The sequence below is a fragment of the Armatimonas rosea genome (assembly GCF_014202505.1).
GTDB classification, from domain to species: Bacteria; Armatimonadota; Armatimonadia; order Armatimonadales; family Armatimonadaceae; genus Armatimonas; species Armatimonas rosea.
Genome location: NZ_JACHGW010000006.1, coordinates 93,678 through 119,777, shown reverse-complemented (window position 1 = coordinate 119,777; position 26,100 = coordinate 93,678). Strand labels below are relative to the sequence as shown.

General features: G+C 61.9%; 23 protein-coding genes. 9 read left to right on the top strand and 14 right to left on the bottom strand.

All coding sequences use genetic code 11. The annotated features are described in order from the left end of the window. Window positions 1-62: 62 nt before the first annotated feature. From HNQ39_RS25585 to rpoB, 3 genes are all read right to left on the bottom strand, one after another. Window positions 63-1,043, bottom strand: a complete 981-nt coding sequence (locus HNQ39_RS25585) for a peptidylprolyl isomerase (protein ID WP_184203437.1) — start codon at window positions 1,041-1,043, stop codon at window positions 63-65. A 74-nt stretch (window positions 1,044-1,117) separates the two neighbouring features. Next, window positions 1,118-5,539: a DNA-directed RNA polymerase subunit beta' gene (gene rpoC / locus HNQ39_RS25580; protein ID WP_184203436.1), complete on the bottom strand. Its 4,422-nt coding sequence runs from the start codon at window positions 5,537-5,539 to the stop codon at window positions 1,118-1,120. Window positions 5,540-5,636: 97 nt separating this feature from the next. Further along, window positions 5,637-9,683: a DNA-directed RNA polymerase subunit beta gene (gene rpoB, locus HNQ39_RS25575; RefSeq protein WP_184203435.1), complete on the bottom strand. Its 4,047-nt coding sequence runs from the start codon at window positions 9,681-9,683 to the stop codon at window positions 5,637-5,639. Between the two features lie 277 nt (window positions 9,684-9,960). Between rpoB and greA the strand changes: the two genes are divergently transcribed. The 5 genes from greA (at window position 9,961) to katG (ending at window position 15,037) form a co-directional block, all read left to right on the top strand. Then, window positions 9,961-10,431, top strand: coding sequence for a transcription elongation factor GreA (gene greA, locus HNQ39_RS25570; RefSeq protein WP_184203434.1), 471 nt, complete (start codon window positions 9,961-9,963; stop codon window positions 10,429-10,431). Window positions 10,432-10,449: 18 nt separating this feature from the next. Then, the gene (locus HNQ39_RS25565; RefSeq protein ID WP_184203433.1) at window positions 10,450-10,902 is read left to right on the top strand and encodes a low molecular weight protein-tyrosine-phosphatase; all 453 of its coding nucleotides are present in this window, start codon (window positions 10,450-10,452) and stop codon (window positions 10,900-10,902) included. A 67-nt stretch (window positions 10,903-10,969) separates the two neighbouring features. Then, window positions 10,970-11,515, top strand: a complete 546-nt coding sequence (locus HNQ39_RS25560) for a hypothetical protein (protein ID WP_184203432.1) — start codon at window positions 10,970-10,972, stop codon at window positions 11,513-11,515. 30 nt (window positions 11,516-11,545) lie between these two features. After that, a complete protein-coding gene (locus HNQ39_RS25555; protein ID WP_184203431.1) occupies window positions 11,546-12,502 on the top strand; it encodes a LysR family transcriptional regulator in 957 nt (318 codons plus the stop codon). 156 nt (window positions 12,503-12,658) lie between these two features. Then, window positions 12,659-15,037: a catalase/peroxidase HPI gene (gene katG, locus HNQ39_RS25550; RefSeq protein WP_184203430.1), complete on the top strand. Its 2,379-nt coding sequence runs from the start codon at window positions 12,659-12,661 to the stop codon at window positions 15,035-15,037. On the opposite strand, the gene HNQ39_RS25545 is transcribed toward katG, so the two are convergent. Further along, window positions 15,014-16,414: a beta/alpha barrel domain-containing protein gene (locus HNQ39_RS25545; protein ID WP_184203429.1), complete on the bottom strand. Its 1,401-nt coding sequence runs from the start codon at window positions 16,412-16,414 to the stop codon at window positions 15,014-15,016. The genes katG and HNQ39_RS25545 overlap by 24 nt on opposite strands. A 101-nt stretch (window positions 16,415-16,515) precedes the next feature. Here HNQ39_RS25545 and HNQ39_RS25540 point away from each other — a divergent pair, with 101 nt between their 5' ends. The 3 genes from HNQ39_RS25540 to HNQ39_RS25530 all read left to right on the top strand — a co-directional run bounded on the left by HNQ39_RS25540 (window position 16,516) and on the right by HNQ39_RS25530 (window position 19,626). After that, complete coding sequence (locus HNQ39_RS25540) at window positions 16,516-18,183, top strand: C13 family peptidase (RefSeq protein WP_184203428.1); 1,668 nt, start codon at window positions 16,516-16,518, stop codon at window positions 18,181-18,183. Between the two features lie 7 nt (window positions 18,184-18,190). Then, window positions 18,191-19,135, top strand: coding sequence for a non-reducing end alpha-L-arabinofuranosidase family hydrolase (locus tag HNQ39_RS25535; protein ID WP_184203427.1), 945 nt, complete (start codon window positions 18,191-18,193; stop codon window positions 19,133-19,135). 113 nt (window positions 19,136-19,248) lie between these two features. Further along, window positions 19,249-19,626: a hypothetical protein gene (locus tag HNQ39_RS25530; protein ID WP_184203426.1), complete on the top strand. Its 378-nt coding sequence runs from the start codon at window positions 19,249-19,251 to the stop codon at window positions 19,624-19,626. 68 nt (window positions 19,627-19,694) lie between these two features. Here the strand turns inward: HNQ39_RS25530 and HNQ39_RS25525 are convergent, their stop codons facing one another. Genes HNQ39_RS25525 through HNQ39_RS25490 form a run of 8 tightly spaced genes read right to left on the bottom strand, consistent with a single transcriptional unit; the run spans window position 19,695 to window position 23,607 of the window. Continuing rightward, the gene (locus tag HNQ39_RS25525) at window positions 19,695-20,030 is read right to left on the bottom strand and encodes a helix-turn-helix domain-containing protein (RefSeq protein WP_184203425.1); all 336 of its coding nucleotides are present in this window, start codon (window positions 20,028-20,030) and stop codon (window positions 19,695-19,697) included. Further along, window positions 20,027-20,584: a hypothetical protein gene (locus tag HNQ39_RS25520; protein ID WP_184203424.1), complete on the bottom strand. Its 558-nt coding sequence runs from the start codon at window positions 20,582-20,584 to the stop codon at window positions 20,027-20,029. Before HNQ39_RS25520 ends, HNQ39_RS25525 begins: the two co-directional genes overlap by 4 nt. Further along, a complete protein-coding gene (locus HNQ39_RS25515; RefSeq protein WP_221290326.1) occupies window positions 20,577-21,125 on the bottom strand; it encodes a DUF1643 domain-containing protein in 549 nt (182 codons plus the stop codon). The genes HNQ39_RS25520 and HNQ39_RS25515 overlap by 8 nt, the downstream gene beginning before the upstream one ends. Beyond that, window positions 21,122-21,628, bottom strand: a complete 507-nt coding sequence (locus HNQ39_RS25510; RefSeq protein ID WP_184203423.1) for a hypothetical protein — start codon at window positions 21,626-21,628, stop codon at window positions 21,122-21,124. Before HNQ39_RS25510 ends, HNQ39_RS25515 begins: the two co-directional genes overlap by 4 nt. Then, entirely contained in the window at window positions 21,621-21,848 is a 228-nt protein-coding gene (locus HNQ39_RS25505; RefSeq protein WP_184203422.1) for a hypothetical protein, read from the bottom strand. Before HNQ39_RS25505 ends, HNQ39_RS25510 begins: the two co-directional genes overlap by 8 nt. After that, window positions 21,845-22,300 (bottom strand): DUF7694 domain-containing protein, encoded by a 456-nt coding sequence (locus tag HNQ39_RS25500; protein WP_184203421.1) that lies wholly within the window; start codon window positions 22,298-22,300, stop codon window positions 21,845-21,847. The genes HNQ39_RS25505 and HNQ39_RS25500 overlap by 4 nt, the downstream gene beginning before the upstream one ends. 1 nt (window position 22,301) lies before the next feature. Next, window positions 22,302-22,577 (bottom strand): hypothetical protein, encoded by a 276-nt coding sequence (locus HNQ39_RS25495; RefSeq protein ID WP_184203420.1) that lies wholly within the window; start codon window positions 22,575-22,577, stop codon window positions 22,302-22,304. Further along, entirely contained in the window at window positions 22,570-23,607 is a 1,038-nt protein-coding gene (locus HNQ39_RS25490) for a DUF5131 family protein (protein ID WP_184203419.1), read from the bottom strand. The genes HNQ39_RS25495 and HNQ39_RS25490 overlap by 8 nt, the downstream gene beginning before the upstream one ends. Window positions 23,608-23,737: 130 nt before the next feature. Here HNQ39_RS25490 and HNQ39_RS25485 point away from each other — a divergent pair, with 130 nt between their 5' ends. Then, window positions 23,738-23,917, top strand: a complete 180-nt coding sequence (locus tag HNQ39_RS25485; protein WP_184203418.1) for a ribbon-helix-helix domain-containing protein — start codon at window positions 23,738-23,740, stop codon at window positions 23,915-23,917. Window positions 23,918-23,925: 8 nt separating this feature from the next. On the opposite strand, the gene HNQ39_RS25480 is transcribed toward HNQ39_RS25485, so the two are convergent. Together HNQ39_RS25480 and HNQ39_RS25475 are read right to left on the bottom strand one after the other, a co-directional pair. Continuing rightward, a complete protein-coding gene (locus tag HNQ39_RS25480) occupies window positions 23,926-25,860 on the bottom strand; it encodes a ParB/RepB/Spo0J family partition protein (protein WP_184203417.1) in 1,935 nt (644 codons plus the stop codon). After that, on the bottom strand, window positions 25,857-26,081 hold the full coding sequence (locus tag HNQ39_RS25475; RefSeq protein ID WP_184203416.1) for a hypothetical protein: 225 nt from the start codon (window positions 26,079-26,081) through the stop codon (window positions 25,857-25,859). Before HNQ39_RS25475 ends, HNQ39_RS25480 begins: the two co-directional genes overlap by 4 nt. Between the last annotated feature and the right edge of the window lie 19 nt (window positions 26,082-26,100).

The following is a 26,100-nucleotide window of genomic DNA, read 5'->3' as shown; positions in this document are numbered from 1 at the left end:
GCAGTCACGAAAACGCCCCTGGCAAGATTCGTTGCCAGGGGCGTTTTATGGCGTCCCTTAGCCTACTTATAGACCTTGGCGTTGGTATTGAACGTGATCTTCGCCCCACGGGAGAGCCCGGCGAGCCACTGCTGGACCGCCTGGGGCTGGCTGGTTCGCTGTGCGAGCTGCTCCTTGCGGTACTTTTCCTTCTCGGCAGCGCTGGCATCGGAGCCCTTGGCAATAAGCTTGATGACGTGCCAGCCAAACTGGCTCTTCACGGGGACACTCATGTCTCCCGGCTTCTGGAGCGCAAAGGCAGCCTTCTCAAACTCCGGGACAAAGGTGCCCTTGCCCGCCCAGGGAAGGTCTCCCCCCTGTGCCCCCGAGCCCTTGTCGTCGGAGAACTGCTTGGCAGCGTCTTCGAACTTGAGCTTGCCGCCCTTGATATCGGTGATGATCTGCTCCAGACGCACTTTCTGATCGGCGTCTTTCTTGTCCTGCTGCTCCTTGGTGAGCGGGGTTTGGGTCTCGGGACCAGGTGCCAACGGAACCGTGGCGATCAGGATATGGGCAAGGTGGAGCTGGCCATCCAGCGACGGCAGCTCTTTAGCGATGGACTTTTCAAAGGCCTTACGGGCCAGAAGGTTGAGGCGGACGCTCTCCTTGATCTCGGCCTCGGTCAAGCCATACTCACGGGTGATCTGGTCGAACTTCATCATCACCCCCGTGCTCTGCGCCATCTGAGAGATCACCTTCCCCTGCTCCTCCGAGACCTTGGTGGCGAGCTCGGCAGCGGTGACGGTCACCCCCGCGAGCTTGGCCTGCTTCTCGATCACAGCACGCTGGATGAGATCGGGCACGACCTTGCGGGCTAGGGTGGCGTTGACCTGCTGGCGGATGTCATCGACCGTAATATCAATCCCATTGTAGCGGGCCACGACATTGGCCGGCAGGCTAGCGGCGGCGGCGGACTTGGTAGCGGGCTTGGCTTGGGTGGGTTTCTTGGTCCCCTGGGGAGCGGTCGCGAGCATCATGGCGACCAGCGTCGTTGCAACTATCATCTGTATCCCTTTCTAAAAAAATCCCCCCTTCGCAGAGACGGAGGAGGGATTGTCAACGAACTTATCGGTTTAGACTAGCTCTCGGCCTCGACAGGTTCCTCAATCTGAAGATCGCCACCGAGTAGCTGACGAGCATCATCGAGCCCACGGACCGGAGCCGGGATGGTCGATGCCTCGCTGGAGAGCGGGAAGTCCGGCACTTCGAGCAGGCCAATGGCGCTACCATCGGCGCTGGTGACCTCAAGAGCGCGGTACTGCGCCAGACCGGTTCCTGCAGGAATGAGCCGCCCGATAATGACGTTCTCCTTCAGGCCGATCAGGTTGTCGCGCTTGCCACGGACAGCTGCCTCGGTCAGAACACGCGTGGTCTTCTGGAAGCTCGCCGCAGAGAGGAACGACTCGGTCGCCAGCGATGCCTCAGTGATTCCCAGGAGCACCGGGATCGAGGTCGCGGGCTTGCCCGGAATCCCGGCCTCTTGCTCGCGCTTCTCAATCTTGCGGTTGGCATCCTCGATCTCAAAGCGATCGACGAGCTGGCCGTGCAGGTACTCGCTGTTGCCCGGCTCGACAAGCTTGCGCTTCTTGAGCATCTGACGGACGATCACCTCGATATGCTTGTCGTTGATGTCCACGCCCTGCTGCTTGTAGACCTTCTGGACCTCACGCACCAGGTACTCCTGGATACCGCGTAGCCCCTGGAGCTCCAGGACCTTCTGCGGGTTGAGCGGGCCGTCGGTGAGGCGATCACCGGGCTCGATGACATCGCCTTCCTTGACCTTGAGCTCACCACGGTAGGGCACCACAATCTCTTTACGGACCAGGATGCTCTCAAGCCCCGCCTCGCGGATCTTGCGGATATCACGGTCCACGAGGTCCTTGCCCGCCGGGACGATCTCCTCGTTGTTGGCGGGATTGACGATCGAGACGGCAGCGATCTGGCCGGTCATGGGCTTGTTGTCCTCGCTCACCTTGAGGGGCGAGTGGATCACAACCTTACGCAGACCTTCCATCGGGATCGCGGCGACTGTTCCACCGAACTCGGAGATAATCGCCTCACCCTTGGGCTTTCGGGCCTCGAAGAGCTCCACGACACGAAGGAGTCCACCGACCTGCTCTTCCGCCACCTTCAGGAGGGCCTGAACCTGGCGGGCCTTCTCACGCTCGCTGCCCTCTTCGGTACCCAGCGAGATGTGTCCACTCTGCTGGTCCTGGAAGAGCATCTGGAGGTTCTGGGTGCGCTGGCGCTTGGTTCCCGCAACACCGGTAAGCGAGTGCGCGGTGGCAACCCCTCCCGTATGGAACGTTCGCATCGTCAGCTGGGTCCCCGGCTCACCAATCGACTGGGCGGCGATAATTCCGACCGCAACCCCGATCTCGACCAGCTTGCCGATAGCCAAGTCCTTGCCATAACAGGTGGCACAGACACCCTGGCGCGACTCACAGGTCAGCACCGAGCGCAGGCCAACACGCTTGACCCCACTCCCGGCAACCTTCTTGGCGATCACATCGGTGAAGATCTCGCCCTTGGCGATGATCAGCTCACCGGTCTCAGGATGGGCGATGTCCTCCAGCGACGTGCGACCCAGGAGGCGCTCGTGGAGCATCTCGATCACGTCGTTGCCGTCGCGCACCTCCCCGACAAAGATACCGTTCTCGGTGCCACAGTCGATCTCACGGATGATGACATCCTGCGCGACATCGACTAGGCGCCGGGTCAGGTAGCCGGCGTCCGCGGTTCGAAGCGCGGTGTCGGCGAGTCCCTTACGGGCTCCGTGGGTGGTCACGAAGTACTCAAGAGTCGTCAGCCCCTCATGGAAGTTCGACTTCACCGGAAGCGAGTCGATGATGTTTCCAAACGGGTCGGCCATGAGCCCACGCATCCCGGAGAGCTGCGAGATCTGCTTCTTGGAACCACGGGCACCACTGGTCGTGATGATCGAGATCGGGTTGAAGGGCTCGATCGCCTTCACAATCTCATCACCAATCAGGGTGGTTGCATCGGTCCAGAGGGTCAGAACGCGCTGCTTGCGCTCGGCGTGGGAGATCACACCGCGGCGGTACTGCGTATTGGTCTTATTGACCGCGTCTTCCGTGTCCTTCAGGATACGAGCGCGGCTCTCCGGTGACTTCATGTCGGTCAGCGCAAAGGAGATGCCTCCCTTGGTCGCCCACTTGAAGCCCGTCGCCTTGAGGTCGTCGAGGAACTGGATCGTCCGCTCATGGCCGCAGTTCTGGTAGACCGAGGCGATGGTAGCCGTGATGGTCTTCTTGTCCAGCGCTGCATTGACAAAGCGAATCTCCTCGGGGACGATCTCATTGAAGATCAGGCGCCCTGCGGTGATCGCAGAGAGGCCCTCACCCGGCTTGAGGCGCACGGAGATGTAGTCGTGCAGGTCCAGGAGCCCATTGTCGTAGGCCTGGATCGCATCGGTGGGGTCGGCAAACGGCGGGTGGGTTGCCCCCAGCACCAGCGGACCGAAGTTGGCCGGTGCCGCCGCGATCGCCGCCGCGGTATCGGGGCCAAAGTAGCGCCCCGACTTGACCAGGACCGTCCCGGTGCTCTTATCCACGATATCGCGGGCGACGACACGGCCGACGTGCTCAGTCATGTCCCCACTCGGCTCGATCTCGGTCTGCTTGTCCATCGTCAGGAAGAACGCCCCCAGCACGATGTCCTGCTGCGGCGAGACGATGGGCGAGCCATCGGCGGGCGAGAACAGGTTGTGGGTGGAGAGCATCAGGACGCGGGCCTCTGCCTGCGCCGACGACGACAGCGGGATATGGACAGCCATCTGGTCGCCGTCGAAGTCCGCGTTGAAGGCCTTACAGACCAGCGGGTGCAGCTGAATGGCCTTGCCATCGACCAGCTTGGGCTCGAAGGCCTGGATTCCCAGACGGTGCAGGGTGGGAGCGCGGTTGAGCATCACGGGATGCTCCTTGATCACTTCCTCCAGCGCGTCCCAGACCTCGGGCCGCATGCGCTCGATCATGCGCTTGGCGGTCTTGATGTTGCTGGTAAAACCACGCTCCACAAGCGTCTTCATCACAAAGGGCTTGAAGAGCTCCAGCGCCATCTCCTTCGGAAGACCACACTCGTGCAGGTGCAGATCGGGCCCAACGACGATCACGGAGCGACCGGAGTAGTCTACGCGCTTGCCGAGCAGGTTCTTGCGGAACCGGCCCTCTTTACCCTTGAGCATGTCCGAGAGCGACTTGAGCGCACGGCCATTGCTTCCCGTCACCGGGCGGGTGCGGCGACCGTTGTCGATCAGCGCATCCACAGCCTCTTGCAGGAGCCGCTTCTCGTGATTGACGATGCTCTCGGGGGCGCGAATCTCCTGAATCTTCTTCAGGCGGTTGTTGCGGTTGATGATACGGCGGTAGAGATCATTGAGATCCGACGTCGCAAAGCGTCCCCCGTCCAGCTGCACCATCGGGCGTAGCTCGGGCGAGATCACCGGAACGGCGTCCAGGATCATCCACTCGGGGCGGCTCTTGGAGTCGATAAAGGCATTGACCACCTCGATACGCTTGATGGCGCGGAGGCGCTTGGGCCCCTGGGTCTCCTCAATCTCCTTCTTCAGCGAGCGCTGGAGCGAGTCCAGGTCGATCTCCATCAGGAGCTTCTTGATCGCGGCGCCACCGAGACCGGCCTGAATGATATCCTCCAGGCTCTCATCGACACGGCGGCTGACGACCTCGACCAGACGCTCGATCGCGCGCCAGTCGTCCTCGGCCACGAGCATCTTCTTCTCGACCTTGGGCAGGTTGTCGAGGCTCGCACGCAGAAGCAGAGCCTGCTCCTCGGCGTCCTTCTTCTCCTGCTGGATGCGATCGTCGAGGTACTTGTACTTATCGGCGATCTCTTCCTCGGTGTAGGCGACCCGCTCGACCTCTAGCTCCTCGCCGTCCTCGTTGTACATCGCCTCGGGGTTGACCGGACGGCCCAGCGCGATCTCGCGGGCGATCTCCTCGCGCCACTCGACGATAGCAACATCGCGGTCTTCCTCGATCTGCTGAATCTCTTGCTCAACGGCCTGGCGGAACTGCTCCATCCCGGCGTTGATGCGCTGCTTGTCGATCTCGGTGACAATATAGCTGGCGAAGTAGAGCACTTTCTCCAGCGGACGCGGGGTCATGTCCAGAAGAAGCGCCAGCGGCGAGGGGACGCCCTTCAGGTACCAGATGTGGCAGACCGGCGAGGCAAGCTCGATGTGCCCCATGCGCTCGCGGCGGACCTTGGCACGGGTGACCTCGACCCCACAGCGGTCACAGACCACTCCCTTGAACTTGACTTTCTTGTAGCGACCACAGTGACACTCCCAGTCCTTGGTCGGCCCGAAGATCTTCTCGCAGAACAGCCCATCGCGCTCGGGCTTGAAGGTTCGGTAGTTGATGGTCTCGGGTTTCTTTACCTCACCGTAGGACCAGGTGCGGATCTGATCGGGCGAAGCGATCCCGATACGAATCTTATCAAATGTACTAGCGTCGGCCATTTTTTCCCTTTCGGAAGTTCCTTCCATGGAAACAAGGCATTGCCCCGCACTCTTCAGCTGAAGAGCACGGGGCCCAACCAACTCTTAGAAAAACAAACTAGCTCAGAAGCAGGTCTTCTGACTCCTGCTGGCGACGAATCTGCGCACGGCGGCGGTTGGCTTCGTCGTCGAGGAAGTCCTCGTCCTTGTCCTTCAGATCGATCTCAGCGCCCGTGGCGTCCTCGACCGTCACCTTGAGCGCCAGGCTCTGGAGCTCGTTGACCAGGATCTTGAACGACTCCGGCACACCGGGCTCGAGCATGGGCTCGCCCTTGACAATCGACTCGTAGGTCTTCACACGGCCCAGGACATCGTCGGACTTGATGGTAAGGATCTCCTGCAGCGTGTAGGCAGCGCCGTACGCCTCCAGAGCCCAGACCTCCATCTCACCGAACCGCTGTCCACCGAACTGTGCCTTCCCTCCGAGGGGTTGCTGGGTAACCAAGCTGTAGGGACCGGTCGAGCGGGCATGGATCTTGTCATCGACAAGGTGGGCCAGCTTGAGCATGTAGATATTTCCGACCGTCACCGGCATGTTGAAGCTCTCGCCCGTTCTACCATCGCGCAGGTCCATCTTACACTTGTCCTCGTGGAAGCCCACGCGGCGCCAGACACGGTCACGAATCTCGTCGATCAGCAGGTCGTAGGGGTAGTCGGCAGGAATCTCCTCCGGCACCTCGGGTCCTGCGAGGATCGTCGAGACACGCTCTAGCTCCTCAGACTCCAGGTCACGGAGAGCCGCTTCCATCGGACCGAGCAGGTCCTCCAGGTTCTGGCCACCCTCCCCGACCTCCGGGAAGTCTACCGTGAGCTCCAGATCGCTCTTGACATAGCGGATCAGCATCTCGCGGCGGCGCTTCTCACCGAAGCGGCCCATCTCATTGAGAATCTCTTCCTCGTTGGACCCCTCGAAGATCGGCTCCACAAACTGGGCTCCGAACTCCTTGGCGACCAGCCCAAGGTGGGTCTCCATGATCTGTCCGATATTCATACGGCTAGGCACGCCAAGCGGGTTCAGCACGATATCGACCGGGGTCCCGTCGGGCAGGAAGGGCATGTTCTCCTCGGGCATGATCTTGGAGACCACACCCTTGTTTCCATGACGTCCCGCCATCTTGTCGCCTTCCATGATCTTTCGCTTCTGGGCGATATAGACACGGACCAGCTTATTGACACCCGCCTGGAGCTCATCGGGCGCAAGCCGCTCCAGCTCCGAGCCATCGTAGGGGGACTCCAGCGAGTCCGGGCGCTTGGAGAAGTTGAAGATATTGCCGCTGGCGTCCTTGTACTTGTAGCGCGAGAACACCTTGACATCGACAATCTTGCCCTTCTCACCGTGCGGAACGCGCAGCGAGACGTCGCGGGTCTCTTCAGCTTTCTTGCCAAAGATCGCGATAATCAGGCGCTCTTCTGCCGTGAGCTCACCCTGGCCCTTGGGTGCGACTTTACCGATGAGGATATCGTCGCTGCGGACCTCGGCTCCGATCCGAATGATCCCGTCCTCGTCCAGGTCCTTGAGAGCGTCCTCACCGACATTGGGGATGTCGCGGGTCATCTCTTCGGGTCCCAGCTTGGTATCGCGGGCCTCGGCCTCGTACTTCTCGATATGGATCGACGTGTAGACATCGTCCTTGACCATACGACGAGAGAGCAGGATAGCGTCCTCGTAGTTGTAGCCGTTCCAGGGCATGAAGGCGACCAGGACATTCTGCCCCAGTGCCAGCTCACCGCCGTCGGTACAGGGACCATCGGCGAGAACCTGCCCCTGCCGTACCCGCTGACCGGGCTCGACCACGGGGCGCTGGGTGATACAGGTCGCCTGGTTCGAGCGGATCATATTGAGTAGCCAGTAGCGGTCGATCCGCCCCTCGCGTGTCTCGATAATGATCTCCTCGCTCGTGACCTTCTTGACCCGTCCGCCGCGCTTGGCGACGATGATCGCGCCCGAGTCCAGAGCCGCACGGCGCTCCATACCGGTCTTGACCAGCGGGGCATCGGGGCGCAGGGTCGGCACGGCCTGGCGCTGCATGTTCGCGCCCATCAGCGCTCGGTTGGCGTCGTCGTTCTCCAGGAAGGGAATCAGACTCGTACCGACCGAGACCAGCTGCTGGGGCGAGACATCCATGTAGTCTACCTGCTTGGCGGGGACATACGGGTACTCGTGGTTGTGGCGCACCTGCACCTGAGCCGTGATAAAGCTACCGTCCTCGTTGAGCCGAACGCTCGCGGGGCAGATATGGTAGTGGTGCTCGTTGTCGGCCGGGAGCCAGTCCAGCTCACGGGAGACCTTACCGTCGATCACGCGCCGGTAGGGCGTCTCGATAAAGCCAAACGGGTCCACACGGGCATGGACGGCCAGCGAGCCGATCAGACCAATGTTGGGACCTTCCGGGGTCTCGATCGGACAGATACGACCGTAGTGCGAGTGGTGGACGTCGCGGACCTCCAGCTTGGCACTCTGGCGGGAGAGACCACCCGGCCCAAGAGCCGAGAGACGGCGCTTGTGGGTGAGCTCGGCCAGCGGGTTGGTCTGGTCCATGAACTGGGAGAGCTGCGACGAGCCAAAGAAGCTCTTGATCGCGGCGCTGACTGGCTTGACCGAGAGGACGACCTGGGGAATGATATTCTCCGCATCGTACTGGGTCATACGCTCCTTGGCGACCTTCTCCATGCGGAGGAAGCCCATGCGCAGCTGCGAGTAGAGCAGCTCGCCCACGGAGCGAACGCGCTTGTTCTCCAGGTGGTCGATATCGTCGGTGGTGAAGCGCATCTTGAGCTCTTCCGACGCATCGGGGCGGGAGGCTTCCTGCATCCCGATCAAGTACTCGATCACCGCGATCAGGTCGTACTTAGTGATCGTACGCACCGAGAGCGGCAGGGTCATGCGCAGCTTCTTATTGAGCTTGTGCCGTCCCACCTTCGCCAGGTCGTAGCGGCGGGTGTCGAAGAACATCGAGTGCAGAAGCGCCTTGGCCGACTCATCGGTCACGGGATCGCCCGGACGAATCTTATGGTAGATATCGTGCAGCGCGCTCTTGCGGTCGGTGATCTTGGACTCTTCCATGGCGAGCGAGAGGCCGATGAAGCGATGAACTTCAATGACCTCGACACCGGTCTGGTCCATCACCATGAGCTTCTTGGCCGCCTCACGGTCGATGCGGGCATAGGCGGGGACAATCAGCTTACCGGCACCGTCGTAGAGATCGGTCGCCGCGTAGCGCCAGCGCGCCTCCGGGTCCTCGTCCGTCTGGTCAAACTCCGCACTGCTCAGGCTCACCCGAGTGCCAAAGTGGTCCAAGAGCTGGCTGTCGGTCTCCAGGTCGAAGCCCGTCAGCAGACACTTGGTCTTGCGGGTACGAACCGCCTGCTCACCGCCCAGGGCCTTCAGCAGGTTCCGGTAGTCGTCGGTGGTCACCACCGCGCCCTTATCCAGAAGAACCTCACCGGTCACTTCGTCGATAATCGGCTCGGCGAGGGTCTTGCCCACGAGCTCACGGAACTCGATCACAAACTCACCCTCAGGCGAGGCTACATCGAAGGCATGTAGCGCACGCAGCAGGGTCATGATCGAGAACTTCTTGTTCTGGCCGATACGCACCGTGATCGCACCGCCGTCGGTCTCGATATCCACCCAAGGTCCCTCGGAAGGGATCAAGGTAGCGAAGAACTGCCACTCCAGCAAGTTACTCAGAGAGTCGCGGAAGTAGATACCTGCCGAACGGGAGAGCTGTGACACCACGACGCGCTCGGCGCCATTGATCACAAATGTCCCCTTCTCGGTCATCAACGGCAGATCGCCCAGGTAGACCTCGGACTCGATCACTTCCTGGCCGGGACTGGTAAGTCGTACCTTGGCCTTGATCGGCACTTCAAAGGTCACATCACGTGACCGGCACTGCTCCAAAGAATGCTTTGGTTCACCCAGAGTAAAATCTACAAGCTCAATGGCCGTCTGGCCAGTAAAATCATAGATGGGAGAGAAAGATCGGAACAGTTCATGCAACCCCTCTTCAAGGAACGAGCGAAATGAATCTAGCTGAAGTTCGACAAGATTGGGGATCGGGGCGGCATGCTCGGTACGCTTAGCCTGATGCTGAATTTCCATACGGACTGGAACCCCTCCTAGTTCGGGCAAATCGGTTAGGACGGTCGGGGTACACTGACCTCCCCTTCCCGAGCCCAAAAAAGCCACTCGCCAGAGGCGCTTTTTGCGGATACTCCTCTTGTGGCACGAACTCTTAATTTACCGCTGTATTACCTCCCTGTCAACACTACGGACTTAACTTTTTTTCTTTTTTCTTGACCGAACTAAGGTTGGTTGGTATAATCGCCTGACTGCCCCGAACACTTTCGGGGCAATTTGCTTTTCCCAGGGAAAGACTATGGCAGAAGAAATCGTCCTGACCCCCTCAGGCAAGAAGAAAATTGAAGACGAGCTAGAGCACCTCCGCAGCGTCGAGATGCCCGCGCTTGCCGTGCGTATCCGTGAGGCACGGGACCTCGGGGACCTCTCCGAGAACTTTGACTACCAAGACGCCAAGCGCCAGCAGGGCTTTATCGGCGGCCGGATCGCCGACCTCCAGGCCATGCTAGAGCGCGCCATGATCGTCCCCGAGAGCGTCCCCGGCAGTGGTATCGTCGGAATGGGCTCCAAGGTCAGCGTCCGTGACACCGAGTTCGACGATGAGTTCACCTACACGCTCGTGGGCTCCTACGAGGCCGATCCGATCAACGACCTGATCTCGGTCGCCTCGCCCGTGGGGGCCGCGCTCATGGGAAAGAAAGTGGGCGAGACCGTCACGGTCGCTACCCCCGGCGGCTCGATGACCCTCGAGATTCTCTCGGTCGAGTAGCACCTTCCAAGCTGCCCCATGCCCCGTGTCCTGTTTATCTGCCTCGGCAATATCTGCCGCTCCCCCATGGCCGAGGCACTCTTTCGCCATAAAGTAGCGCTCGCAGGGCTCGCCCACCAGCTCACGTGCGACTCCGCAGGGACCGGGGGCTGGCACGCCGGCGAGCCGCCACACCGGGGGACACAGCAGATTCTTCACCAGCACGGGATTGACTTCTCCGGCATCCGTGCCCGCCAGCTCACCGGCGCAGACTTGGGGGAGTTTGACTACCTCCTCACGATGGACCACGACAATCTCCGCGATGTCCAGCGTCTTGGGGTGCCCACCGGTATCCTGCGCCCCATCCTGGAGTTCGCCCCTGACCTCGGCTACGACGAAGTCCCCGACCCGTGGTACGACGGCAACTTCGCCCTGACCTACCAGCTCCTCGACCGTGCGTGTGATGGGCTCCTTGCGGCGCTCTGTCCGTAGACTTGTACAGACTTGTCCAGATTATGTGTAGACTGCTATACTACTATAATTACTAGGAACGCCCATCATGAAGATAGCACTCGACCTGGAAGGTGTCCTTCTCCGCAAAGGGGAAGAGACCTCGGACAATGCACAACCCGCACTGACACACCGCTCGTTTCGTGGGGAAGTCCGTCAGGAGGCACGCGCCCTCCTCCGAGACCTCGCACGGGCCGGTCACTCGCTGACGCTCTACTCCACGGCAGCGGAACACCCAGCCAAGCTCTGGCTCTGGTGCCGCCTGAGTGGGCTCCCGGTCGAGCGGGTGATCACGGTAGAGCAGGAGAAGCGCCGGCTCCAACAAAAGGCACAGAAGAAACAGAAGCGGTTCTCCAAGGAGCTCAAGACCCTCGGCCTGGATCACTTTGGGGTCCCCACCCAGGTGGAGTGGCCGCCGTTCGAGGGCCAGGAGATGGTCTTCGACGATGACCCCAACCATGTCTTGCAGGCGTGGCGCACCGGGATCAAGGGCCTGATTGTGACAGAGGGCGATTCCAACTGGACTGCGCGGATCCGTGAAGCGACCCTAGAGGGCCATGGCATTGAAGTCGTCGGAGAGGTTCAGATGGCTTAAATTGATCCCTTCGTGTGCTACGATAGCCCGATGGATCGGATCGAGAACCTCTCCCTGCGCGACCTGCGCCTGCTGGTCACCCTAGCCGAGCGCCGGCACTTTGCCCGCACTGCGGAGGAGTTTGGCCTGAGCCAGGCGACTCTCTCCGCGACCGTGAAGAAGATCGAGGCCGCCTTTGGCAAGCCACTCTTCACCCGCTCCAGCCGCAGTGTCTCCCTCACCCCGGAGGGCGAGAGTGTCGTGCGGCAAGCGCTGGTGGTCCTGGACGAGTCCACCCTCCTCGCCCAGACCTTCCAGGACGCCAGCGCGCCCCTCTGTGGCCGCTTCCGCCTCGGGGCTTTCCCGACCCTGGCTCCCTACCTCTTCCCTCTGATCCTGCCGAGCCTGCTCGCCTCCTACGCCAACCTCCAGCTCGTTCTCACCGAGGCCCTCACCGACGACCTCCTGCGCCTGCTCCGTGCCCGCCAGCTCGATGCGGCCCTGCTGGCACTCCCTCAAGACGAAGGCGACCTGGCGGTCTATCCACTCTTTCGCGAGCCGTTCTGGCTCGGGGTGGCGCACGAGCACCCGCTGGCCCAGCATGCACAGCTCAGAGTCGAGGATGTCCCGCTCGACGAGCTTCTCCTCCTCGAGCCAGGGCACTGCCTGCGCGACCAGGTGCTCGCCGCCTGCGGCACGGGCTTTCTCTCCCACAAGCGCATTGTCCACGCCGCGGGGCTAGAGACCCAGCGCGCCCTAGTCGCCGCGCGCCTTGGCTGTGCGATCCTGCCCGCCCTCGCCACCCGCCGCCCAGACTCCAGCATCCGCGCAATCCCCTTCGCCCCGCCCACCCCCGGTCGCACGATCGCGCTCGTGACCCGCAAGACCAACCAAGACGACCGCGACTCCCAGAGCCTAGTCGCCTTCCTCCGCCGCCTCCCCTCCCTGGAACTGCTCCTGGAGAGCGTCCCCCCCACCGAGCGTGGGCGTCCAGAAGCCCTCGCCTAAGCGCGGGCCGTTTTCATGCATCGGAAAAACCGAAGCTTAGGATCGGAAATCCGTCGTTGATCTTGTCCGCAACCCCGGTGACAATAGGATCAGACAAGACGTAGCCGTCGATGCGACTCCAGACCAAACGACGGCAATAAGGACACGATAAGCACCATGAACGAGACCAATCCAAACCCTGAGCCCACCTCCCAAGACGAGAGCCCCCTGGTGAGCAACCGCCGGACATTCCTGGCCGCGCTGGGCTGCTCGCTTGCATCGGGGGCCGTTGCCTCCAGCGCCGCCGCCTTCCCCGGCATCCCATCTGATCTCCTCAGCACCGAGCCCGCGCCAACACCGAGCACGGCGGGCAAGTGCCCCTTCCATGCCGAGGCCGCCGCGCCCCAGTCCGTCGCCGGGCGTGGGATGCGCAACCAGGACTGGTGGCCCGATCAGCTCAAGCTCAATATCCTGCGCCAGCACTCGTCGCTCTCCAACCCCATGGACTCGACATTTGACTACGCAGCAGAGTTCAAGAAGCTGGACCTGAAGGCCGTCAAGAAGGACATCTTTGCCCTGATGACCTCGTCGCAGGACTGGTGGCCCGCCGACTACGGCCACTACGGCCCCTTCTTCATCCGCATGGCCTGGCACAGCGCAGGAACCTACCGCACCACCGATGGCCGCGGCGGGGCGGGAGCCGGGATGCAGCGCTTCGCCCCCCTCAATAGCTGGCCCGACAACGCCAACCTCGACAAGGCGCGCCTGCTCCTCTGGCCCATCAAGAAGAAGTACGGCAAGAAGCTCTCTTGGGCCGACCTGATGATCCTGGCGGGCAACTGCGCGCTGGAGTCGGCGGGGCTCAAGACCTTTGGGTTCGCCGGCGGCCGTGAGGATGTCTGGGAGCCACAGGAGGATGTCTACTGGGGCGCGGAGACCGAGTGGCTGGGCGACAAGCGCTACACCGGCGACCGCCAGCTAGAGAACCCGCTGGGGGCGGTGCAGATGGGGCTGATCTATGTCAACCCACAGGGCCCCAACGGCAACCCCGATCCTCTGGCGTCGGCCCGGGATATCCGTGAGACCTTCGCCCGCATGGCGATGAACGACGAAGAGACGGTCGCGCTGATCGCCGGGGGCCACACGCTGGGCAAGGCGCACGGCGCGGCAGACCCGGGCAAGTATGTTGGACGGGAGCCTGCGGCGGCCAGTATTGAGGAGCAGGGGCTTGGCTGGACCAACACCTACGGCAAGGGCTGCGGCGGCGATACGATCACCAGTGGCCTAGAGGGTGCCTGGACCTCGACTCCCACCAAGTGGAGCAACCAGTACTTTGAGAATCTGTTCAAGTACGAGTGGGAGCTGACCACCAGCCCTGCCGGTGCCAAGCAGTGGAAGCCCAAGGGCAGCGCCGCCGCGGGAACCGTCCCCGATGCCCATGATCCGTCGAAGAGCCACGCCCCGATGATGCTCACCAGCGACCTCGCCCTGCGCTTCGACCCGGTCTACGAGAAGATCTCGCGCCGCTTCCTGAGCGACCCGGCGGCCTTCAACGATGCCTTTGCCCGTGCTTGGTTCAAGCTGACCCACCGCGACATGGGCCCGATCGCCCGCTACCTCGGCCCCGAGGTTCCCAAGGAGGTTCTGAGCTGGCAAGACCCGCTCCCGGCGGCCACCTACAAGAAGATCGACAGCAAGGATATCACCGCACTCAAGGGCAAGATCCTCGGCTCCGGTCTGAGCGTCTCCGAGCTCGTGGCGACCGCCTGGGCCTCGGCCGCTAGCTTCCGCGGCTCCGACAAGCGTGGTGGTGCCAACGGTGCCCGCATCCGGCTCGCCCCGCAGAGGAACTGGGAGGCCAACCAGCCCGCCCAGCTCGCGAAGGTTCTCTCCACCCTGGAGGGTATCCAGAAGGTGTTCAACGCGTCGCAGACCGGAGGTAAGCAGGTCTCCCTCGCCGATCTGATCGTCTTGGGCGGCTGCGCCGCCGTCGAGAAGGCAGCCAAGGCCGCCGGGCACAGCGTCAAGGTTCCCTTCACCCCGGGCCGTGTCGATGCCACCGCCGAGCAGACCGATGCCGCATCGTTTGCTTCCCTGGAGCCAACCGCCGATGGCTTCCGCAACTACCTGAAGGCGGGACATCCCATCAAGGCGGAGGACCTCCTGATCGACAAGGCGCAGCTTCTGACGCTCACGGCCCCCGAGCTGACCGTTCTGGTCGGTGGTCTACGTGTCCTCAAGGCGGGTCATGGCAACCACGGGGTATTCACCAAGCGCCCCGAGGCCCTAACCAACGACTTCTTCGTGAATCTTCTCGATCTCGAGACCACGTGGAAGCCGACCTCGGACGCCAAGGATACCTTTGAAGGCCGCGACCGCAAGACCGGCCAGACCAAGTGGACCGGGACCCGCGTGGACCTGATCTTCGGCTCCAACTCCGAGCTGCGCGCCCTCGCCGAGGTCTACGCCAGCGACGATGCCCAGGAGAAGTTTGTCAAGGACTTTGTCGGGGCCTGGACCAAGGTGATGAACCTAGACCGCTTCGACCTGGCCTAAGATATCCTCAATCACGTCTCGGGCGCTGTGCCGCTCGGTGATTCGCTTGCCGCTGATCCCTAGGGTGATCAGCGGCGCTTCTTTTTCGCTATCGAAGCCCGCCGTGGAGAGCAGGGAGTTGCAGAGGCAGATACGCGGCCCGATCTCTGTGGCATCCCCACCCAGCTTCTCGTACTGGCGCGACGGCATCGCGGGACAGCGATAGACCAGCTCCGCCTCGCCGTCTTTTTCGATGGTCTCCGCCTGCATCAGGTAGCCTTTGTTGCAGATGCGGCGGCGCTGCGCGTGGACACTCGGGTCGGCGGCGCTTCCGGGGAGCGGGAGCACCTTGAACGGATAGCCCGTGGGGGAGATGCCAAACGCGGTCTCCAGCTCCCCCCCCAGCGCGTTGTAGGCTAGGACCTCGTCTTTGATATCGCGCCGCATCCCGGACTCGTCGCAGAGCGCGAAGCGCGAGCCGACCTGCAGGCCGTAGGCCCCCCGCTCCCGCCAGTAGACAAAGTCGTTGTGCGAGCCGCCCTCGGGGAACGCGCCCGCCACATAGATCGGCACCCCAAGGGCATGGACCTTGTCGAAGTACCCCGTGAGCTCGTCGGCGTCGGTGTAGTCGGTCTTGTTGCGCGGCGGGGCGTTGTGCCCACCCGCCGTGTGGTTCTCCAGGATAAAGGCAAAGGGCCGCGTGCCAAACTCCCGGGTCCAGACATCCAGCAGGCGCTTGGCGATCGGGAAGCTGGAGAGAATCGGCAGGAGCTTGGGCTCGGCGAACTGCGTCAGAAAACCGGCGGACTTGTCGGCGGCAATCTCCAGCGCAACCGGAGTCCCCGTCCCATGGAGCGGGCTGTAGCACAGGTCCTCGCCCGCCCGAATCTTGGCGACGATATCGGGCAGCTCCATGGGAATCCCCGCGCCGCATAGCAGGGCATCGACTCCCGCCAGCATCGCACCGTAGATCGACGGCAAGACGGTCAGGGAGCACTTCCACATCACATTGATCCCGACCTTCCCCGAATGCCCGAGCTTGGCACGCTTCACCTCGACAAAGGCCGCGATCGTGCTGAGGCGCTTGGGCAGGCGGGCCTTCTCCGGGTCGGGGAGATCGAGAGGCACGGGGCGCTTGTGCCACTCGCCACCAGGAGCAAAGGCCAGCAGCTCTTCGGCGTAGCACGGAATCGGAAACTCTTTGGCGAGGGCGATCGCGGTCGCATCGCCGCGCCGGACCTCCTCCACCACAATATGCCGCAGCGCCACATGGGAGACAACCCCAAGCGCCCCCCGCCGGGACGTTTCATTGGCAAGCTGCGCCGACGAGACATGGATGCCCATTCCGGCTTGGATCAAGCGGGGCATACCATCGAGAAGAGGTTGATCGAGGTTCATAGTAGCAGTATCGCCGCCCCAGCGCAGAGTAGCGTCTCCAAAATGGCGTATTTACTCCTTGGGAAGTTTACAGACTTTCGTTAACGGGTAGCATTGTTTCCATGAAACGAAAGACTCTTCTGGGGCTCTCACTGGCGAGTGTCCTGACCCTCTGGGCCGGTGCCAGCCTCTCACAGATCAACCGGCTCGACCCGCAGCTCTCTCCTCAGCTCCGTCCTGTCAGCCTCTCGAAGTTTGTACAGGCCGGGAAGCTAAGCGAGCTTCGCCTCGCACAACAAGATAAGTTTGAGACGCTGACAGACCTCGATGGGAAGCTCTTTGCTGGCGCGCCGCGGACGGTAGCCGCACTTGGGGAGAAAGGCGAGGTGCTACGTCGCTACAACGTCGGGATTGAAAAGCTCTCGATCTCCAAGCACACCGCCGATCAGCTTGTTCTGGGCGATGGCGCGCGCAAGATCCTCATCGGGCTCAATATCGCCAGCGGCCAGACCACGGAGCTCCTACGCCTCGATGCGGTCACCGATCCCAATGCGGGCCAGGAACCCGAGAGTGCACTGCTCAAGTCCGGCGAGCTCACCGCGGTGGCCTCCAATGGCAAGGAGGTTTTTGTGGCGATGGAGGCGGGCTTCTCCAGTGCGATCTTCAAGATTGACCTGGCTACCAAGCGCATCGTCAGCCGTGGCTGGGCACCAGGCGCGGAGATGAGCGCCATGGCGTTTTTTCAGAGCGGGCTCTATGTCCTCACCGGCAATGGCTCGCAGGTCGCCCGCTACACCGACACGGTGGAGAAAACCCACGATAAGATCGAGCTACCTCAGGCGGGGGCTAGAGGTCTCGCGCTCCGCGATGGGGAGCTCAATGTCCTCACCGACAGTGTGAGCCGCATCAGCAAGTATCAGATCGACAAAGCCCTCACGAATCTCAACACCACGCGCCTCAATGTGGATGTCATTCGCCGGGTCGATGTCCGAATTCCCAAGATCGACTGGAGCAAGTACCTCGTCAAACACTACGCCGTGCTCATCTGTGGCGATCTGGCGGAGAACTTTGCGGGCGAGTGCTTCTGGAACGACACCGTTTGGATGTACAAGACCCTGCTGGACAATGGCTATAAGCCTGAGAACATCTTCGTGCTCTACGGCGATGGTGCCGACTATGCCTCAGCCAATCCCAAGTACCGCCACCCTAGCACTGTCACCGACTTTCCCGCCAGCCCCACATGGGTAAATAAGGTCCTCGATGGGCTGAAGAATGGCGATGCCGCCAATAGCCTCCCCAAGCTCGATAGCAACGACACGCTCTTTGTCTGGACCTTTGACCACGGCGGCGGTGGAATGAACGCCACCCTCAACCTGCGGGGCGGCGCGATCACCGACACCGACTTTGCCAACAAGCTCAACGCCATCTCCTACGCCTCCCGCGCGATCTTTATGCAGCAGTGCCGAAGTGGCGGCTTTATCGACAACCTGCAAAACAGTAAGACCTTTATTGCCACAGCGTGCCGCTTCGACGAAAACGCGCGTCCCGCCGACACCGAGTTTGAGACTGTCGCGGGACGGCAGTATAGCCACGGGGAGTTTAACTATCACATCACCACGGCTCTCGGCCGTGTCACTCCCACCGGTAGTGCCATCAACGCCGATACCAATGGCGATGGAAAGATCTCGGTCCGCGAGATGGCAGAGTGGAACCGCACCCACGAAAATCTCCCCGAGAATCCTCAAACCAACGATGGCGGTCCCGGAGTCAGCTTTATTTTCCCCAAGTAAGCGCCCTATGTACCCCGACGACAGCTTCACCACAGGGCGGTTTTCCTGGCAGGTCTCCGCCCCTCTTCTTGGGCCAGAGCGGGGTGGAGCCGATCCCCAAGTTGCCGTGAAGGACCCGACCCTTGTCTTTGACCAGGGATTCTGGAACCTCTACGCGACGGTCCGGTTTGCATCGGGGCGGGTGGATATTGTCGGGAGCCGCTTCAAGACCTGGGCCGATGCCGCCACGGCACCGCGCCATGTCCTTGCGCTCCACGATAAGTACTACTGCGCGCCCCAGCTCTTTTTTTACACGCCCCAGAAGCGCTGGTTTCTGATCTACCAGCTCGCCGACGACTCCCGAACCCCGCCCTTCCAGCCCTGCTACTCCACGACAACCGACCTGAGCGATCTGAAGAGCTGGAGCAAGCCACAGCCCCTGATGGCAAATCCCCCCGCCAAGCCCAAGTGGCTCGACTTCTGGGTGATCTGCGACACCACCCACGCCCACCTCTTCTGGACCTCCCTCGACGGCAAGCTCTGGCGCGCCCAGACCGAGCACCAGCACTTCCCGGGTGGCGTCTGGTCGGCGCCCACCCTCGCGCTCCAAGCCGATATCTTCGAGGCCTCCCACACCTACAAGCTCAAGGGACGCTCTCCGTACCTCACGATCGTGGAGGCCCAAGGCAAGGGGCGCCGCTACTTCAAAGCCTACCTCGCCGACACCCTCACGGGTCCTTGGAAGCCCCTCGCCGATAGCTGGGAGAAGCCCTTCGCCGGCCTCACCAACTGCCCGTCGCCCTGGACAACCAATATTAGCCACGGCGAGCTGCTCCGCTCCCGCAACGACGAAACCCTGGAGATAGACCCTCAAAACCTCCAGTTTCTCTTCCAAGGTGCCAGCGACACCGAGTACCGAACCGCCTACGGAAAAATCCCCTGGAAGCTCGGCCTGCTCACGGTAAAGCCATGACACGAGGCAGGCGATGCCTGTACCTTGGGCTACTAATCCTCAGCACCAGTGGCTGTCAGAACGGCCCGCCAAAGCCGATCAAGATCGATCTGGACCGCCGAACCGTCTTGGGCATGCAAGGTGGTGACTCACTCGACCAGCTCAAGCGACAGCAGGGCTCCTGTGTCCGGTACATGGAGTACACCGGCTCCGACCCCGAACTTTGCTCCGTGCAAGATGGCTCCCCCGAGTTCGAGTTTAGTCAGGACCACCGCCTTGTCGCCTTCCACACCCGCTACGAGCAGGACTTTACTGTGGAGCTCAAGAAGGGCATACAGACGCTTGTTCTGAAACGTGGGCAGGAGCTCAAAGAGATCAAGCCACGCATAATCTCCCTCGGATTCGCGCCACAAAAGGGTTATGGAGAGGACAGCTACAGGCACAACGGGATCGCGCTTCGTTTTGAAGAAGGGAAGCTTTATTATGTTTACGCCAATCTGAGCAGGGAGTAGGCTTTCCGCAATTGCAGGGCATGGCGTAGAATAGAACCGAAATGCCGACCCCGCAGATTAGGTGCCCTCTACTCATAGCGGATTTCCTCACGATCTGCACCGACACGGCCCGATGGAGACCGACGGGAACGCACCGGGGTTGATACAGTTTTGTGCTCAGTTGCTACAGTAGCCGGAGCAGTGGCGACAGTGACGGAGCCGATGCCTAAAGCAGTTTGAGAGGGCCTCGGCATCCCCAGAAAGAAGCGCTCCAGCTCGACGGCACCGATCCGCAGGTGACCGCGCTCCGTGGCCCCCATGGGCTGGGCAAGGAGCTTGCCGGCACGGATCATCTCCCGAATGTTCTCCTCGGAGACACCACAGAGCTGCGCAGCTTCCTCCACGCTATAAGCGATTCGGTTCACAGTTTCCCTCCGAAACTTCGCTCAAAGATATCGAGGAGCACCAGGGCCTCATCAGTAGACCTTGCGACAAAGCTCCAGCCCTGGTCGTTGAGCTTCTGCTGCTCGGGCGAGAGAACCCCTGCCTTGGTCTTGACCTCGATCAGGCAGACCAGACCACGGGGCCAGCTCGGGCGGCGGAAAGACATATCGGGGTAGCCAACGGTCGTACCAGAGCCGTCAGCGCGGAACTGCCCGACCTTGGCGACCTCGAAGCCCCGCTCCTGGGCGGCGAACTCGATCAGGGCCACGAGATCCGCTTCCATGCCATCGAAGGCCACAGAGGCAGGCACCGAGGCCGCGGGCTTTGCCTTTGGAGCGCTCACCAGCTCCAGCTCCGTGTCCATCACCTCGATCTGTGGCGGCAGTCCTGCCTTCATCCACTCCGCGTGGTTGCTCAGGGAGCCAAACCAGTGGCGACCCTGACGACGCACGCCAGAGAGAACCCCGGTGCGGCCACGGTAGGCAGCAGAGTCCCCGATAAAGCGATAAGTCGCTCCCTCGATCAGTTCAGGCATTGCTGGCCTCCCATGCGCTTCGCGGGAACTCGTACTGAACCGGAACTAGCCAGCCCTTGCAGTACAGTGGGTGCTTCGGGTCGCCGCTCGCACAGGTCTCCAGGCAGCACGTGTCGGCCACGGGGAGCATTCTGAGGACAGCATCGCGCCGGGGCTTGATTAGCTTGTGGGAGCCGTTCGCCCCCCACGCGGCGACGATATAGTCCCCTCGGCTCTCGGCTCTCTCCAGCGCGGCAATGATGTGCTGGTCGTTCTCTTTGCCTACTGCGTCCTCCCCTGACTCAATCCTGGCAAGCAGGTCTTTGGGGTCGGTGGCGCGATAGGCAAAGAGGTTCACGACGGTCAGCGAGCAGCACTTCCACGCCTTCGCAAAACCAATCGCTCGCCGAATCGTCGGGTCGTCTTTGGTCGCGTCTGCTGTGCTGGGGTTCAGCATGATGAGAAGAACCCCGCGGTCGTCGTCGTAGAGCCCGCGTGTCCACTCACGGGTCAGGTCATAGCGGAAGGTTCCGCACTCTGAAAGGGTCGCAAGCGTGTTCACGACTTCCCTCCCATCTCTCTCGCCTTCGCGGTCGCTTGGGCCCAGCGCTCCGGCGTCATCGTAGGTCGATCAGAGCGCACCCCACGGAGCAGCGCGTTGGCGTAGCGTGCCAGCTCGGCCAGGTCGAACTCACGGCGCCCAGCAGTGCTCACCTGCACCGGGGTCAGGGCAGGGTCGGTGAGGCCACTCTTACGCGCCTGGGCGACGAAGGCATAGGCGTGGGGCCATTGGTCTTCGAGGCGTCCCAGGGCAAACGAGTCCGCGGCCTTGGCAGGGCCAGCACCTTGCTGGCTTGATGTATCCAGAACCTCTTGCGCGAGAGCCACAACGGACTGCACCACATCGCCAAGGGCTTTCTGTGTTGCCGGGGCCATGCTCTCGAAGCCGGGAATATGCGCAGTGACAGCGTGATCGTTGCTGAGTACCAGGTCTACGTCAATCACGGTCTCGGGCTCCTCGAAGTCGAAGAGGTTCAGGACGGGGGCGGACTTGCCTTTAGCCATTGCGGACTCTCCCCTCCCACGCCTGTAAAGCCAGGTCATGAGCTACGTTGCTGAACTCGCGGATCGTCGTGACCTGCGGACCGCGTGCGCCACAGTTTCGGCAGTAGGCGTAGGCAGTCCAGCTAGCATTCCGGCGCTGCGAGATCGTGGGACGAGGCGGTAGGTCTTGCGTGGCGCTGGTGCGGACATCGAGGCTATCGCAGAAGGGGCAGGGAGTCATAGCGTCACTCCAGTCAGCTCTTGGCTCGCGATCTCGCGGAGCTTGCGCGCTCCGATCCGCTCAACGTCTTCAGGCTCGATGCCCTTCACCCCGACCATGGCCGAGGGTGGCAAGGGAATCTCCAGAAAGTAAGGACGCCAGAGGTGCAGGCAGGAGGCGTGATTGTTGATCCAGTCGCCCTTCGGAGGGTGCAGCTGCATCACGGCATCCTCCTCGCCCCAGAACTGGTCTTTGACGAAGTTCATGTCGGCCCACGCGGGAGTCTGAGAGCTTCCCTTGACCGATACGGAGACGTGCTCCCAGCCAAGACCATCCGAGGCGATGCAGTAGAGCGTCCGCCCGGTGGCCTTGTGGTAGAGCTCGAAGACACCGTTATTGCCCATGCTGATATCCATTGGTCCAAAGGCCGGATGGAAGGTCACGCGCTTGGCTTCAGGGACTTTGAAGGCCATCTCACCAGCCCCCTATCTGGGCCATATAGCCCACGGTCGTGAGAGCCGCGCTTCGGGCCTGGCGCACGGCATCAGCCCCTGTGCTCCGAAGCATGGCCCCATCCTTCTGCATCGCCACCATGACCGTGGGCTCGGTGTGGCAGGCGGTAGACAGCAGGGAGAGTGAGGAGACCGCCAGGGCGCACAGGAGCAGGTTGAGGCGGGACTTACCCGGCTCGGTGCGCAGGTCGGGGGAGGTGAGGAAGCCCCGAAACTTCGAGGTGATGAGCTTACGCATGGGACGCCTCCACGGTGGGCAGCTCGTCCCAGGTGCGGCCATCGAGCAGGCGACCGGCGTTCTTCTTGCCAACACGGATCACAAGGGTGTCGAGAGTATCAGGTCCTGGCTCACAGAAACAGTGAGTAGGCAACCCTCGGTAAGGCACTGAGGGCCATCCTTCAGGCAATCTCCCTTCATCACCTTCAGCCTGCCGATACTCCCCGTGTTGCTTGAAGAAGAAGCTCACTCCGGCGCTCTGGCACTGATCCCGAAGCGATCTCGCCCAATCGGGGTGCATCGGGCGAGCGTCGGAGCCAGATTCACCGCCAGCGATCACCCAGTGGATACCGCGCGGCGAGAGGCTTACAGATTCGCCGCACCGAGGGCACGGATTATTGCTGTCTAGATGCGTAGCAAGAGAGCGATCTATTTGCCGAGGCGATACTTGCCTCCACCCACAAGAGCACCAAGCGCCAATGGCCGGGAGAATATCCAACCTGCCTAGGAGAGGCTCACAGCTCAGGAACCTGTACTTGGCAGGAACATTCAGCAGCTCCGGGATGCGCTTATCGGCAGCGGACTGGTTCTCGACTGAGGTGCCTGCCCAAACATTTCGGGGCCAAAGATTCGCCCACGGCCACGGACAAAACTTCATCATGTTCTCTGGGCGTTTGGTCAGCAGGAGCCAATCAAGATCAGGGGTCGCCTCTATGAGTCTAAAGAGCTTCTCCCGCGCCTCACGAACCACCTGGTACGCTTCCTCGCTACAGGTTTCCGGCCCCTCGAACACATCGGCCAAGCTGGCACAGAACACCCGATGGCGCTCCCCTGCTGCTCTGGCTTCCTCGTTCCACTTGAGCGGCTCGCGCCACATGGACTCACTCGCCATCACGCGCGTCCCCTGCGGCCCCCAAATCCCAAGCACCTTGGGGTTTCGCTTGCTGAGGGTCTCCGCGTAGCAGTGCTTGCACCCCTCCGAAACCTTGGTGCATCCACGCCACGGGTTAAAGGTGTGATGCGTCCATTCAATCTTGCTGTCTTTAGCCATTGGTGTAACCTTTCTCTGTCTCCTTGGGTCTAAAGGAATTGTACACCAAACGGTACACAGTATCAACCATGAGGTAAAATAAGTACAGCATAATTTGCACTAGAGGTACATGATGACTACTATCGCTATCGTGAATAGACCGACCAAACCCTTCCGGCTGGCAAGCCGGATCACCGCCGACTGTAAAGCGCTTCTTGAGGCGCTCATCCTGCGCTACGGCATTAGCGAGGCAGCGATCATCGAGCAGGCTGTCCGGGAGTACGCCGAAAAGAGGGGCGTGTCGGGCACGCCCCCCAAAATAGAGCAGTAGCGCTCTCATCAGACCAGCCTCCCCGCCATGTCATCGACGAGCCCGCGGGTGGTCTGAGCCTCGGGAAAGATCTGGAAGTTGGCGGGGTCGCCCGGATCTTCCTCGTCTTTCGCGCCTTCGACCTGGTACAGCTCACTCAGCACGCACCCGACCACGGCCAGGCTCTCCTCGCTGGGGATCGAGTTGGAGACGCCACCAGGAACGGACTGCCCGCGGAAGAACCAAAGATCGCCCCGCTGCTGGCATCGGTCGGACTGGCGATCTATGTGCTCCGTCCAGATTGTCACGTGAACCAGGAAGCGCGGGTTTCGAGCAGACTCCTCTGCCGCGAACGCACGGGCCTCGACGAGGCTCTTGAAGCTGGCGGTAAAACCGTCCAGGGTCTCGCACTCGCCCCCACCCTGCCACTCACCGTGTTGGGGGTAGCAGTAGCTCACACGGAAGGTGACATCGGTCTTGGCCTTCTCTGCGGCCCTGGCCTCGTGCTCTGCCTGCCGCTGGGCTTTTTTCTTCTGCGCCGCTTGCTGGTCTGCCAGCTCCTTCTGGCGTTGTTTCTCGCCAGCTTCGGAAGGAGTGAGGGGCTTAGTCTGTGCGGGCGCTGGCTCCTCAAAGACAGGGAGGGTTGCAGAGAGCGCCTGCTTGGCCGCATCCGCCTCCGATCGCATCTCCAGCTTGGCGGCGTGGAACGAGTTCACCACATCGTTTAGCTTGGCCCCCATCGCGCTGCCGGCAATGTCCCCGTGCTCTTGCAGGTGCCAGTCACACAGCTCCATGAGCTTCAGCGCGGTCTCCGGCTCCAAGCGAATCCACATACCAGGCTTGTGGACATCGCCGCCTGGTCCCGTGATATCGCAGAGCCTGCCTGCGGCCTCGATCCAATTGAGGCCGATCTCATCAAGCCACTTGCCTAGGCTGATTCGTGCCTGCACTTCAGGGGAAGGCTTTGGGGCTGGTAGCTCCGACAGCGGCACAACGTCGGGATCGGGAGCCATCGCCGCAGCGAACTCCTTATCGCTCTCCTTGCGCGTCAGGCCGTTGTCATCGCGGGGCATGGGCTTCGGGTCTTTGTCGAAGCTACCAAGCTCCGACTTGTCGAGTCCCTTGGTGCCCGCCAGTGTCCGGGCGATTCGTGCATCGAGCTCGCTGTCGAACCCTTCATCATTCGGTGCCGAATACTCCTCGAGAGTGACTTGCTTGGGGGTGGCGCGCTCGACTTTCTCCCGCACCACGTGGCGCAGTCCGTTGGCGGTGAGCCCTTGCTCCACCGCCCGGCTTGCCAGCGTCTCGATCTCCCCGGTCAGGAACGACTCCCCGAGCAAAGGCAGCAGCTCCTCGCCGTGGCTCTGGGAGAGCTCTCCGGTGCGCAGGTAAGCCCGCACGCCGTCGGGGAGGGTCAGAAGCCGGGAGAGCTTCGAGACGGCCCCCTGGGAGCGTCCGATCCAGCGCCCGATCTCCTCTTGCGTCTTGCCGAGGCGCTCCAGACTGTGAACCCCCTCGGCGACCTCGATGCAGTTGAGCTCTTTACGCTGGAGGTTCTCGATCAGGGCATAGATGCTCTGCTCTGTCTCCGTGTAGCTGGCAAGGGTGTCTTTGGCGAGGTCCTTGCCACTCTCATCGGTTGTCCAGTCCCAGCCCAGCTCGATGCAGCGCACCTCTTCCATGCCAGCGGCGCGGGCAGCGGCGATACGCCGATGCCCACTCACCACAAACCACGCCTCACCGGCGGTGCTGGTCGGGATGATTACGGGGGGTTGGATCATCCCAAACTGCTTGATCGACTCAACCAGGGAGGCGAAGCTCCCATCATGCTCGCCGTAGTCCTTGCGCGGGTTATGTCCAGGGCGCTCCGAGATCGCGGCCAGAGGAAAGACGCCCGGGCCAATGTGCCGGTTGTTATTGTCCATCTCCTCTAAGGGCAGGGACAGGTTTACAGGGGGGATCATGCTGCCACCGCTTTCTGCTCAAGATCGAGGCTCACGTCTATGCTGAGCTGCTGAATGGGCAGCTTGACTGGCATCACGGGGCCGCCGTAGATTCCCCTGGTCGTGGTGGACAGCCAGCACACGGCGCAGACCGGGCCATCGCCCTGATCGGGCAGTCCGGCGGGGTTGCCAAACTGCTCGATGGGACGGGAAATATCGCACTTACATCGCTTGCATCTCATGGTATTGCTCCTCAAAGAA